Origin of the sequence: Microbulbifer thermotolerans (assembly GCF_900112305.1) — a bacterium.
GTDB classification, from domain to species: domain Bacteria; phylum Pseudomonadota; class Gammaproteobacteria; order Pseudomonadales; family Cellvibrionaceae; genus Microbulbifer; species Microbulbifer thermotolerans.
In genome coordinates this window covers 1-13,145 of record NZ_FOKT01000012.1, presented here as the reverse complement: position 1 = coordinate 13,145, position 13,145 = coordinate 1, and the positions used below count along the sequence as shown (strand labels likewise).

Annotated in this window: 10 protein-coding genes; 4 read left to right on the top strand and 6 right to left on the bottom strand. The window is 58.1% G+C overall.

The window, feature by feature from the left end; all coding sequences use genetic code 11:
* Window positions 1-86: 86 nt before the first annotated feature.
* Window positions 87-923 carry a formyltetrahydrofolate deformylase gene (gene purU / locus BM155_RS15805; protein WP_067154709.1) on the bottom strand — a complete coding sequence of 279 codons (837 nt, stop codon included), beginning with the start codon at window positions 921-923 and terminating at the stop codon, window positions 87-89.
* A gap of 91 nt (window positions 924-1,014) precedes the next feature.
* Between purU and pepQ the strand changes: the two genes are divergently transcribed.
* Window positions 1,015-2,328, top strand: a complete 1,314-nt coding sequence (gene pepQ, locus BM155_RS15800; protein WP_074904218.1) for a Xaa-Pro dipeptidase — start codon at window positions 1,015-1,017, stop codon at window positions 2,326-2,328.
* Window positions 2,329-2,498: 170 nt separating this feature from the next.
* Here the strand turns inward: pepQ and metE are convergent, their stop codons facing one another.
* Window positions 2,499-4,733, bottom strand: coding sequence for a 5-methyltetrahydropteroyltriglutamate--homocysteine S-methyltransferase (metE, locus tag BM155_RS15795; protein ID WP_074904217.1), 2,235 nt, complete (start codon window positions 4,731-4,733; stop codon window positions 2,499-2,501).
* Window positions 4,734-4,882: 149 nt separating this feature from the next.
* On the opposite strand from metE, the gene BM155_RS15790 reads away from it, so the two are divergent.
* Both BM155_RS15790 and BM155_RS15785 read left to right on the top strand, forming a co-directional pair.
* Window positions 4,883-5,800: a LysR family transcriptional regulator gene (locus BM155_RS15790; protein ID WP_067154717.1), complete on the top strand. Its 918-nt coding sequence runs from the start codon at window positions 4,883-4,885 to the stop codon at window positions 5,798-5,800.
* A 145-nt stretch (window positions 5,801-5,945) separates the two neighbouring features.
* A complete protein-coding gene (locus tag BM155_RS15785) occupies window positions 5,946-6,485 on the top strand; it encodes a cytochrome b (protein ID WP_083421237.1) in 540 nt (179 codons plus the stop codon).
* Window positions 6,486-6,521: 36 nt separating this feature from the next.
* Here the strand turns inward: BM155_RS15785 and BM155_RS15780 are convergent, their stop codons facing one another.
* From BM155_RS15780 to BM155_RS15765, 4 genes are all read right to left on the bottom strand, one after another.
* On the bottom strand, window positions 6,522-8,279 hold the full coding sequence (locus BM155_RS15780; RefSeq protein ID WP_074904212.1) for a DEAD/DEAH box helicase: 1,758 nt from the start codon (window positions 8,277-8,279) through the stop codon (window positions 6,522-6,524).
* Window positions 8,280-8,494: 215 nt separating this feature from the next.
* The gene (locus tag BM155_RS15775) at window positions 8,495-9,517 is read right to left on the bottom strand and encodes a capsular biosynthesis protein (protein ID WP_074904210.1); all 1,023 of its coding nucleotides are present in this window, start codon (window positions 9,515-9,517) and stop codon (window positions 8,495-8,497) included.
* Between the two features lie 438 nt (window positions 9,518-9,955).
* Window positions 9,956-10,327 carry a hypothetical protein gene (locus BM155_RS15770; protein ID WP_139223304.1) on the bottom strand — a complete coding sequence of 124 codons (372 nt, stop codon included), beginning with the start codon at window positions 10,325-10,327 and terminating at the stop codon, window positions 9,956-9,958.
* A 101-nt stretch (window positions 10,328-10,428) separates the two neighbouring features.
* The gene (locus BM155_RS15765; protein WP_074904205.1) at window positions 10,429-12,156 is read right to left on the bottom strand and encodes an SLC13 family permease; all 1,728 of its coding nucleotides are present in this window, start codon (window positions 12,154-12,156) and stop codon (window positions 10,429-10,431) included.
* Window positions 12,157-12,760: 604 nt separating this feature from the next.
* Between BM155_RS15765 and BM155_RS15760 the strand changes: the two genes are divergently transcribed.
* Window positions 12,761-13,145, top strand: a 385-nt coding sequence (locus BM155_RS15760; RefSeq protein ID WP_139223303.1) for a hypothetical protein, incomplete at its 3' end; no start/stop codon positions are given.

Here is a 13,145-nt window from a genome sequence, read left to right as displayed (position 1 = left end):
ATGGATGCTGTAGCCTGAGCGCCCCGGAAGCTACCATAGTGTTCACGCGAATTAATCAAAGGTTCCCTAAATTCAGAGTGTAAAAACTATTTAAACACCACCGTCTTGTTGCCGTGGATAAACACCCGCTCCTCCAGCACCAGCTGTAACGCGCGAGTCAACACCAGTTTTTCCACATCCCGCCCGGCCGCAGCCATGGCTGCGGCGGAATAGGCGTGATCCACATGGATAATGTCCTGCTCGATAATCGGCCCCTCATCCAGATCGTCGGTGACGAAGTGCGCCGTTGCCCCAATCAACTTCACACCTCGCTCATAGGCCTGCTGGTAAGGCCTGGCACCGATAAATGCGGGCAGGAATGAGTGGTGGATATTGATAATGCGGTCCCGGTAGTGGGCCACAAAATCCGGTGTCAGCACCCGCATGTATTTGGCCAACACCAGGTAATCCGGACAGTAGTCATCGACCAGAGCCATCACCTGCTGCTCGTGTTGCGCCCGCTCCAGACCATCCGCCGGCAGGTGGTGGAAGGGGATATCGAATTTCTCCACCAGCGAGCCCAGGTCCGGATGGTTGCCGATCACCGCTGCGATTTCCACATCCAGGGCACCGGCGTAGCACTTCATCAGAATATCGCCGAGACAATGGGATTCGCGGGTCACCATCAGCACCAGGCGTTTGCGCCCACTGGCCACCAAACGCCGCTTTGCCCCCTGCGGTAAAGTGAGATCCAGATCCTCCAGAAAGGTCTGGTCGTTGAAGATCCCCTCCAGTGCGGTACGCATAAAAAAGCGGCCCTGCTCGCGATCGACGAATTCATCGTTCTTGATGATATTGAGCTGGTGCTTGTAGCAAATATTGGTGATTTTCGCGATCAGCCCCTTGGCATCGGGGCAGTCGGTCAGCAGTATCTTCTTTTCCATGTTCGAAATTCAGGCCAAATATCCAAGGCCCAGACTATACACTATGCCGATTGACTGATTCACAAACCCGCTCACCTATCCGGGGAACAATATGGATAAGAATCTCTACGCTGAACATATCGCCACCCTGCAACGCCGCTACGATGACATTCTCGAAGCCTGCGGCTTCGACACACTCAACGTGTTCAGCGGCGCACCCAAGGTGCAGTTCCTAGACGACAACTACTACCCCTTCAAGGTAAATCCCCAGTTCAAAGCGCTGGTACCGGTAACCGACAATCCCCACAGTTGGGTGATCTACCGCCGCGGGCAGAAGCCCAAGCTGCTGTTCTACCGCCCGGTGGACTTTTGGCACTATGTGCCGCCAGCGCCGCAGACCTACTGGAGCGACTTTTACGATATCGAGCTGATCGCAAGCCCGGCAGATGCCAAACAATTCCTGAGCGCAGAAGGGGCCGCCTTTCTCGGCGAGGCCGACGGTCTGGATGGCTGGCCGCTCGGCACCCCCAATCCAGAAGCACTGCTGGCGCGGCTGCACTGGGCGCGCGCCTACAAGACCCCCTATGAACTCGCCTGCCTGCGCCAGGCCAACCGCATAGCGGTAAAAGCCCACAGAGCTGCGGAAGCTGCCTTCCGCGAAGGTGCCAGCGAATTTGAGATCAACCTCGCCTATCTGCAAGCCGCGGCTCAGGGCGAAAACCGCATGCCCTACGGCAATATCATTGCCCTGAACGAGCACGCGGCCATACTGCACTACACCCACCTCTCCGAACAGCGCCTGCCGGAATCAGAACGGAGGACCTTCCTCATCGACGCGGGTGCCGACTGCAACGGCTACTGTGCGGACATCACCCGCACTTACGCTTACCGCGACGGCGAATTCGCGGACCTTGTGGCGGCGATGGACGAAAAACAACAAGAGCTGGTTGCCGGCCTGAAGCCGGGCCTCCCCTACCCTGACCTGCATCGGGAATGTCACCAAAAGGTGGGCGAGTTACTGAATCGCTTCGGCGTGATCAAAACCTCCGCCGACAATGCGGTGGAATCCGGCCTTACCGGCACTTTTATGCCCCACGGACTGGGCCACTTTCTCGGCCTGCAGGTACACGATGTGGGCGGCCATCAGGCCGGTCCGGAAGGCGGCGTCACCCCCCCGCCGGCCCAATACCCCTTCCTGCGCACAACGCGCACTATTGAAGAAAACCAGGTTTTCACCATCGAACCCGGTCTCTATTTTATCGACAGCCTGTTGGCGGAACTGAAAGATTCTGAACTGGCAAAAGAAGTGAATTGGAGCAAGGTCGATGCGCTGCGCCCCTTCGGCGGTGTGCGTATCGAGGATAACGCCATTGTGCGTGCAGACGGTGTCGAGAATATCACTCGGGATTGCTACGCGGAGGACTGAGAAACCGCAGATTTGTTCGCTTTGAGCACCTTAGGTGCTCAAGCAATGGGGCATTTCGAAAACCCGTGAGCACTTCCCTGTAGCTCGACCGGATACCTCCCTGCAGCCGGTGGTTTCGAAATGTCCCCCATCGCCTGAGCAATTCGTTCAGGAGTAATGCCCCAAGCGAATCAGGCCAGCTCCGCGCGCAGCGTCCTCGCCGCCTCCACCATATTCAACAGCGATGATCCCACCTCCGCCCAATTGCGGGTCTTGAGACCACAGTCTGGGTTCACCCAAAGTTTTTCCAGGGGAATAACCTGCAAAATTTTCTTCAGGCGCGCCACCAACTCTTCCCGCTGCGGCACATTGGGCGAGTGGATATCGTAGACGCCCGGGCCAATCTCGTTCGGGTAACCACCTTTCTCGCCAGAGAATGCATGCAGCAACTGCAGGTCCGAACGGGAGGACTCAATGGTAATTACATCCGCATCCAGCGCCACAATCGCATCCATAATCGCGTTGAAGTTGCTGTAGCACATATGGGTGTGGATCTGGGTCTCCGGCTTTACTTGACTGCAGGTATAGCGGAAACAGGCCACTGCCCAGTCGAAGTAGGCTTTGTGTTCCGACTCCCGCAAAGGCACCCCTTCGCGCAGGGCCGGTTCGTCGATCTGGATAATGCCGATACCGGCTTCTTCCAGATCCAGTACCTCCTGGCGCAGCGCCTTGGCAATTTGCAGACAGCTCTCGGCACGGGGAATATCCTCGCGCGGGAAAGACCAGTTCAATATAGTCACCGGACCGGTGAGCATGCCCTTGACCGGTTTTTTCGTCAGGCTCTGTGCGTAGCTGATCCACTCCACCGTCATGGGTTTCGGCCGCGAAATATCGCCAAAGATAATCGGCGGCTTCACACAGCGGGAGCCGTAACTCTGCACCCAGCCGTTGCCGGTGTGCACGAAACCTTCCAGCTGCTCGCCAAAATACTCCACCATATCGTTGCGCTCCGCCTCGCCGTGCACCAGCACATCCAGACCGAGAATTTCCTGGCGGCGTATGGCCTCGGCAATTTCTGCGCGCAAATGATCGCGGTAATCCTGTTCGCTGATTTCTCCGCTGCGGAACTGTTTGCGCACTTTGCGCAGCAGATCCGTCTGTGGGAAAGAACCAATGGTGGTAGTGGGCAACAAAGGCAGCTGCCAGCGTTTGGCCTGCAGTGGCGCACGCTCGGCGTAGGACTGCGGGCGCCAGGTATCTTGCAGCTCCTCCAGCGCAGTACTCGAAGACACCGCCGCAACACTCGCGGACGCATCCGTAGCCGCATCCTGTTGCAACAGGCTTTGCAGCTGCTTCAGTTCTTCCAGTTTCTGGCGACTGTAGGCGAGTTTCTGTCTCTGCTCCGCCGGCAGGCCAGTTTCTGTTTCCAGGTCTACTGGGCAGTGCAAAAGAGAGCAACTGGCAGACAGCCACAAGCGATCGCCCAACTGTTCGGCGATTGGCTTTAAGCGGCTCTGCCAGCTGGCCAAGTCGCCGCGCCAGACATTGCGACCGTTCAGAACGCCAGCGGACAGCACTTGATTCGGGCCCAGAGCCTCCACCGCAGTGGACAGTTCCTCGGGCGCGCGCACACAATCGATATGCACCCCGTCCACTGGCAGGGCAAACGCCAGCGGCAAGTTTTCCTGTAAAGAGGAGAAATACGTAGCCAGCAGCAGTTTCAGCGCAGGTACTGCCGCATTCAGTTCCCGGTAGGCAGGGGCAAAGGCATCGCGCCACGCGCCCGGCAAGTCCAGCCCGAGTATCGGCTCGTCCAGCTGTACCCACTCGACACCGGCCTCTGCCAGCTCCCGCAACAGCTGCGTGTAACAGGGCAACAACTTCGGCAGCAGTGCCAGGGCGTCGCCCTCGGCGCGGCCGAGCCACAGATAAGTCAGAGGACCAATAACCACCGCCTTGGTGTTGTGGCCCTGTGACCGGGCTTCCTGCACCTCGGTCAGCAACCAGTCACTGTCCAAGGCGAAATTCTGGTCGGCGCTGAACTCTGGTACCAGGTAGTGATAATTGGTATCAAACCACTTGGTCATGGCACTGGCGGCCACGGGACTGCCCGAGGGAGCGCGGCCGCGGGCGATGCGGAAATACTGATCCAGTTTGTTGTCTGCAGCGCCCTCGTCAAAGCGCGGCGGCACAGCGCCGAACATCAGCGTGTGATTGAGCACCTGGTCGTACCAGGCGAAATCACCAACGGTTACCAGCTCCAGGCCCGCTTCCCTCTGCGCCTGCCAATTGCCGCGGCGTATCTCCGCCCCAACTGCCAGCAGTTCTCTCTGCGGGAGATCCCCGCGCCAGTAGGCCTCCAGTGCCTTTTTCAGTTCGCGGCCAGCGCCAATGCGCGGATAGCCGAGGATATGTGTCAGTGCCATTGGTAATTCCCCAGGTCTTTTCAATGTTCATTAGGAGCGATCCCTCTCCAACAAGGGGAGCGAGGGGGCGAATTCGGGATTGATTCTGCGGGTGCAAAGGTGTTCAATCAATTTCATATTTTTTGCCTGAAACATGAATATTTCTAAAGATGATTGAACTGCGGCATTTGCGCGCCCTCACGACTTTGCGGGAAACCGGCAGTATGGTGCGCGCCTCCGAGCGCTTACATCTCACCCAGTCAGCCCTGTCTCACCTGTTCCGCGAACTGGAGGACCGCCACGGCCAAGCGCTGTTTGTGCGCAAGTCGCGGCCACTGCGCTTCACCAGCGCCGGGTTGCGCCTGCTGCAACTGGCGGACGAAATACTGCCGCAAGTGGCGCTGGCACAGCGGGATCTGGCCCGGCTGGCCAGTGGCCAGGCCGGGCGGCTGAATATCGCCATTGAGTGCCACAGTTGCTACCAGTGGCTGATGCCAACTTTGGACAAATACCGGGACAACTGGCCGGAGGTAGAACTGGATCTGTCCAGTGGCTTCCACTTCGCCCCTCTTCCGGCACTGGTGCGCGGCGACCTGGATCTGGTGGTTACCTCAAATCCAGACCCGGACTTGAAGGGGATTCACTACCAGCCGCTGTTCCGCTTTGAAATGGTGCTGGCACTGAGCCGCAGGCATCCGTTGGCGGAAAAGCGCTGGGTGTCACCGGAGGACTTGGCCGGGGAAATACAAATCACCTACCCGGTGGAACGGGAGCGGCTGGACATCTTCCAACATTTTCTCGACCCCGCCGGGGTGGAACCCGCCGATGTGCGCACGGCGGAACTGACGGTGATGATGGTACAGCTCGCGGCCAGTGGTCGCGGCGTTTGCGCGCTGCCGAACTGGGCGCTGCACGAGTATCTGCAAAAAGGGTTTGTCAACCAGCTCCGCCTGGGGGAGCAGGGTTTGTGGAGCACCCTCTACGCAGCGGTGCGGGAAGAAATGCTGACGCAGGCATTCATTGAAGACTTTTTGCAAACCGCGCGGGATACCTGCTTCGCCACCCTCAATGATATCCGTGCTGTGTAACAGATTAAGCTGGCCTGTAGTGGGTTACTGAACGCTCAGCAGGGGATAACGGCAAACTGTAAAGAAATTTAAACCAAACACTTACCCCTTGGCGGTATTCAATATGTGGTTAGAATGACTGCAATAGCTTAAGAGGAGACTGTCGATGACTGATCAGAATTCGGGATGGCACCCGGTAACTAAGGGCCTGCACTGGCTGTTCGTGATACTGCTGCTGTGCGTCTGGGGCGCAGTAGAGCTGCACGAATTTTACGACCGCGAAGACCCCATGCGCGGCTGGCTGGTACGGCTGCATTTCTCCCTGGGTATCACTGTACTGCTGTTGCTAGTGCTGCGCCTGTACTGGCGGGCCCGCCATAAACGCCCCCAGGTCGAAGGGCCGGGCTGGCAGCGCGCCCTGTCCTCACTGCTTCACGGGGCGCTGTATCTGGTGCTGCTGGTGATGCCGCTTTCCGGTATTTCAATGCGCCAGCTATTTGGACGCGATACCGAATTCTTCGGTTTGTTTGCGCTGCCGCGCCTGCTGGAGAAAAACCCGGACCTGGGTAAACAAATTGCCTTTTTACACAAAGAGGTTTTTTGGCCAGCCCTGTTGATTCTGGTGGGACTGCATATCGCGGCGGCCCTGTGGCACCACTTTGTGCAGAAGGACAACACACTGACCCGCATGTTGCCGCAGCGGTAAAGCACTGATCGCGGCCTCAGGCCGCGACTACCGATCTTACTGGCGCTTTGCCCTGCGTCCCCCGCGGGGCTTTGCCTTGGACCTTCCAGACCGCTCCCCGAGGCGGGAAATCTTCATCGGTCGGCCGGCTACCCGCACCTGCTTTAAGTGCAGAAACACCTCCTTCGGCATACCTTCCGGCAAGTCCACCGTGGTGTACTCGGAGTAAATCTCAATTCGGCCAATATAGGAGCTGTCCAGATCCACTTCGTTGGCGATGGCTCCGACGATATTGCCCGGGCGTACGCCGTGCTCGCGTCCCACTTCGATACGGAAACGCTCCAGCCCTTCATCGGGCGGCGGCATCTTCTTATCTTTCTCGTACTCGCCCTTGTTGAACCTGTCTTTGGAATCCGCCCTTCGGGCCATTTTGCGGCTCTCGAAGTTGTCGTCGCCACGCTCTCTTTTCTTGCGCGGCTTGCGTTCCTCTTCCTTGATTAACAGCGGCTGGTCACCCTGAACCATAGCGGCAAGAGCCGCAGCGACATCCAAAGGGTCCCGTTCGTTGTGAGCCAAATACTCCTCCACCAGTTGGCGGTAGGGGGCAAGGTCTGTCTGCCCTTCAAGGGTTTCGGTAATACGCCCGCGGAAGCGTTCCATACGCGCACTATTCACCGCCGCGGCGCTGGGCAGTTCCAGCTGTTCAATGGGCTTTTTCGTGGCCTTTTCGATAATCCGCAGCATGCGCCGCTCCCGCGGGGCGACAAACAGAATCGCATCCCCTTCGCGTCCGGCGCGGCCGGTGCGGCCAATGCGGTGGATATAGGCCTCGGCATCGTAGGGGATGTCGTAGTTGATTACATGGCTGATACGCGCCACATCCAGGCCTCGGGCGGCCACATCGGTGGCCACCACAATATCCAGTGCGCCTTTTTTCAGCTTGTCGATCACCGCCTCGCGCAGGTTCTGTGCCATATCGCCATTCAAGGCAGCGACTGCAAAACCCCGCGCAGTGAGCTTATCGGCCAGCTCCACGGTGCTGTTTTTGGTACGCACGAAGATAATGGTGCCGTCCACCGGTTCCGCCTCGAGAATCCGGGTCAGCGCATCCAGCTTGTGCAGACCGCCCACCGGCCAGTAGCGCTGGCGAATGGTCTCGGCGGTCTCCGTCTTTACGCGGATTTTCACTTCCACCGGCTCTCGCAGGTGCTCGCGAGCAATGCGCGCAATTTCCTTCGGCATGGTGGCGGAGAAAAGCGCCACCTGGCGCTCTTCCGGGATTTGCTCCAGCACCCACTGCACATCGTCGATAAATCCCATGCGCAACATCTCATCGGCTTCATCCAGAACCAGTGTCTTCAAACCGGAGAGATCCAGGGAACCGCGGCGCATATGGTCCATCACCCGCCCGGGGGTACCCACCACCAGCTGCACACCGCGTTTCAGTTGCTGCATCTGGCCACGGTAGTCGGCGCCGCCGTAAATCGGCGCCACATGAAAGCCCTTCAAGTTGGCGGCGTAGGACTGGCAGGCCTCCGCCACCTGGATTGCCAATTCGCGGGTCGGCGCCAGCACCAGCGCCTGTACGCGGCGCTCGCTGAGGTCGAGCTGTGCCAGCAAGGGCAGCGCAAAAGCGGCGGTCTTGCCAGTGCCGGTCTGCGCCTGCCCCAGCACATCACGGCCTTCCAGCAGAGAAGGAATGGTCTGAGCCTGAATCGGCGAGGGACTTTCATAGCCCAGCTTCTCAAGGGCGCTGAGTATTTGCGTCGGCAGACCCAACTGGTCAAAGCTGGGAGCGTTGGGGGTATCGGTCATTTCGGAGTTCACTTGGAGCCAGTGCGCCCTGCCGGGCGCCGGTACGGCGGGGGTAAAAGGCCGCGCAGTCTAACAGGTTCTAACGGAACCGGCAGCATATATTTTAGCCGGCTCAGATAATGGTAGACCAAGCGCCAGTGGTTCCATAGACAGGAGGCACGCCGCAACAGCTTAACGGGCAAAACCACCCGCAGCCATATAGCGGCCGGCCTCTGTCAGTAAGCGGCCTCAGAAACTATCGCCTCGGCCGCAGGCTTGGCGGCAATTACCGGCAGCAGTTGGTGACAGGCCGCTTCTACCGTGATGTCGATGTATTTAAAGAAGCTGCCGTCCAGTTGGGTCCGCTCGTACAGATAAGTGCGGAAACGGCGGAAGAGAGCCTGGTCCACGGGATCGGGATGCCGCCAGAAGCCGTGCAGGTCCCCCTGGTGAGTGAGGCCGGGCATATCGTAAAGGGCGCGGCCCAGCACTTTGGTCGGCACCCCGTGCAACAGGGCGGAAATGCCCACGGTACTGTTGATAGTCACCACACCCCTCGCGTGCTTCAACAGGCTGGGCAGGTGCAGATCGTGACAGTAGACAACGCGGTCTCCCACTCCCCGCTGCCGCGCCAGGGTATCAATCAGCTTTCCGTAGTGGCGGAAGCCTCTGTCCATGGGGTGGTGCTTGATCACCAGCAACTCACCCTGTGGCGCATTGGCGGCAAAAGAGGTGATAACCACATCGATCGAATGCTCGATCGACAGCAGGTCCGAATGAGTGCGGATCTGGAAATCGTCGCATGTCTGTAGCGGAAACAGGAAAAAGCGTCCGGAAAAATTACTGACTAACCGCGGCAGTATCCGCCGCTGAGTCACTTTGTACAGCCCCTTGCGCCAGAAACTCAGCAACCAGTAACCGGTTTCCGCTTTCCAGTCCCGGTTGCGATGGTGTTGGTAGTGGGGAAAACGGGCGCGATGGAAGCGCGCACTCAGGTAATAGGCAATCGCGAACCAAGCCCGCTGCCAAAAGGTGAGCCCGATTTTGCGGGAGGGGCCGCAGCGCCCAACCGAACGATAACTGTCGATAGCCGGGCGAGACCAGTCGGTGCCGGAATAAGCGTTGACACCGCCCCACTCCAAGGTGACGAAATCCGGGCGCAAATAGCCCTCTTCGAAAACCCCGAAGAACACCCCCAGTTCTTTACACACCTGCCGCGCCAGGCGGTGGTAGAGGCGGCAATCCCCATACACAAGCACAGCGGTGATCCCGTGTTTTCCCTGCGTGTAATCGCCTGTAACTACCTATACGACTGCCAATAAATCAACCCGCTCCGATCTATTTCGCGGCTAAAGCCTCGGCGAAATAATCGCTACCCGCCAGCCCGAGGCCAATACAAAAGACACCAACAACAGTAAGCGGAAACAAAACAACACTTGCGCCAGCACAACCCATGCCGCATACAAACTGCACAGGTTCAGTCAGTAATTGCCGTTCATCGAATTGTTTTTAAAACTCTTGCACCAAGACAACAGCTCCAGCAGCCACAGGGGCACTGTCAAAATAAGCGGATAATCCGTCTCACTGTTTCCAGCACTCTGACTTCCCCCAACTATAGATATAAAACACTGCATTTATAGCTGCGGGGAATTCCCCGAATCGCCTTCTGCCACTGTTCCCGCACCGCGATTATTTTTTCAAACACTTGTTGCAAAAACGCCAGAAACCGACGCCAGCCACTTGCGACCCGACCAGCTGAGCCGCAAGATTTTCATTTGGTAGTGCAGCGGCATAGCTGCGAAGGCCCGCCAGTCAAAGAGGTCATCATCCATAAAGAAGTACACGCTGGCGATTCTGTCCCGGCAGCGCTCCACCAGGGCGCTCCAGTTGGCAGGTACATAGCGCACAAAAATCACCCCGGCACCTTGCAGCTGCTCCGGCGGGGGCACCTGCGAAAAAGCGCAGTACACGGGGGATACGCCCAGTTCTCGCAGGTAAGGCGCGATGAAGTAATCGATGGAGGGGTTTTTATGTTCCTCCACGACAAATAAGCGCTTGGCGACCGGCAAAAAGACTGCTCCTCCGTTCATTTTCTGGCATCAACCCCGCACTGCTCCCGACCGCCAGTTTTTACACTTTTCGGCGCCCAGGCTCGGCTTTTTTTTATTTCTCAAAAGGGAAATACCAGCGGCAACAAAGCCAGCACCGTCACGGAATAAGCCACCGTCAGCGGCAATCCCGCCCGTATAAAGTCGCGCAGGTGATAGCCGCCGAGGTTCTGCACCATCAGGTTGGTCTGATAACCAAAAGGGGTCAGGAAACTGGCGCTGGCCCCGTAGGCCACCGCCATCGCAAAAGGCATCCAACTCACGCCGAAACTCTCCGCCAGGCTCCACCCTAGGGGGAAAGTCAGCGCGGCGGCGGCATTGTTGGTCATCAGCTCGGTCAGCGCTAGCGTCAGCAGGAAAATCCCCACCAGGCCTGCCAGTGGCCCCCAGCCCTGCAGCAGATCGCGCAATCCCCCGGCCAGTACATCCGCCAGCCCGCTGCCGGCAAAGGCCTCCGCCAGCACCAGTGCACAGGCGATAATCAGCCAGATCTGGAAGGGAAAACGCCGCTGTAACTCGGCGGTGGAAACAATGCCCAGACAGAGCATACCAGCGAGGAGTAACACCAACCCCTTTAACAGCGAAAACCAGCCCAGCGCCGCACCTGCCACTACAGCGCCAAAACCCAGCCCCAGCAGCCAGTTGTCGCGCCGGGACAGCTCACGGCGCACCTCCCTTCCACTGATCACATAGAAGTTCTTGTCGATGTTCAGATGGTGTTTGAAATCCGGCCCCACCGCCAGCAGCAAGGCGTCCCCGGCACGCAACTCGATTTCTCCCAGCTTGCCAGACAACCGTTCACCGCCGCGACGCATGGCCACCACGGCGGCATCAAAACGGGTGCGGAACTGGCAGCTTTTTAGGGTCTGTCCGAGAATGCTGGAGCTGGGCGAAATCACCACCTCGGTCAAATCGATGTCGAGCGCCTTGTCCTCCAGGGCAAACACCCGCAATCCCTGGATATCCTGCAACCGCCCCAGGTCGCGCACATCACCACTGAATATGAGCTTGTCGCCGGACTTGATCACCTCCGTGGGCGCCACCGGGCTGATCACATGCCCGTCGCGCACAATCTCCACCAAATAGAGGGTCTCCAGGCGCCGCAATCCGTTCTGCTCCACAGTTTTGCCGTCGAGGGGCGCATCGCCCACCACTTCCGCCTCCAGCAAATACTCTGTCACCGGCTCATCCGTGACCGGCCCCGCCGGCAACAGGCGGTTACACAGCAACAATACCAACAGCCCCACCAGCGCCGCCGCCACACCCACCGGAAGAAAGGCAAAGAAATCCAGCCCCGGCACCCCGCGGTCCACCACGAAGCTGTTCACGATCAAGTTGGTGGAAGTACCGATCAGCGTCAGGGTGCCGCCGAGAATAGCCGCGTAAGACAGCGGCAGCAGCAGCTTGGCCGCCGGGTGGCGCCGCTGTGCCTTGACGCTGGATGCCAGGGCCGCAACCACCGCGGTGTTGTTGAGGAAAGCGGAGCTCAGTGCGGTCGCCGTGGTAAGGCGCACCAAACTGGCCTTGAGAGACCCATTGATCAGGCCGTCGGATATCGTTCTCAACCAGCGCGCCTTTTCCAGCCCCACCGACACCAGCAGCAACACAACCAGCGTCACCAGCCCTGGGTTGGCCCCTTTCTGCAGCGCCAGCTCTACCGGCACCACACCCGTTAGAAAGCAGGCCCCGGCGGCGGACGCGAAGATGAGTGAAGGGCGGAAACGGGTAAAGATCAGGGTGCCGATGACCAGAATAAAAATAGCGGCGACAAAGAATTGGGAAAGCGTCATAGAGTTGGGTGCCAGGGTCAGCGGCGCATAGTATATTTTTTAAACACATCTAAAAGCAGTGCAGATTATGCCAAACCCCGCGCCAGTTCCCAACGCAATTGCGATACTCAGCACACCGCCATGAGAAAATTGAGGCCTCATTGAAATCCCCACCTTCCAACGCTACACATCCGCTGTGGAGCGCAAAGAGGCCTCTGATTTCCCTTGCTAACTAAGATACTCCTCACCCAGATCAAAAGTACGGGTGGAGAGATGACTATTTCGAAACCACCGAATAGTAGAGTGGCAGGGGTTGTAAGGATTTATTCATGCCCTTTCGAAAAACCTATCCCATTGCCGGAGCGCCGCGAAGCCCTCTACATCTCCCTCGCGAATCAATTAGAGCCCTTGTTTCGCACAATTGAACGGCAGAGCCCCGCCCCCCCACCATCAGAGAGGATGTCGTAGTCATGCATTAATTAAAACATATCGAATAATGTAGCTAAATTGATAAAAAGCATTCTCTTATTCGCTAATTTTTAGTAACTCATCACAGTCCCCCTCCTTTGCCAAAATTTTCCATTAATTTAAAATTTGGCTTTTACAACAGGCCAAGGGATTGTCTATGTACTTGAGCGTCGAAAACCGCCGGGGAATTCGCTATCGGGTGAGAGCGGGATGGACCTACCACACCGGGATGCCCCAAAACCTCGACGTCCACCTCCTGCTGGAGACTTTTGACACGGACGTACTCGATCAGATTTACGAGCAATTCCTCGCCTTCGACAAAAAATATCCCGACCCTTCTGCGCGCAGCCTGCATACCGCAGAAAGCCACAACTCCATCACCCTCCACGCAGAGGCGCCGAGCCATCTGAGCGACAGGCACCGGCAGGTGTATCTGGCCCTGCGGGAAAACCGCCTGATCATCGAGGAAAACCCTCTGGGTGAAAACCAGTTGGCGGAACAGCAATCCCAGCTGCTGGAGCAAATCCGTCGCGGCCTGCAGC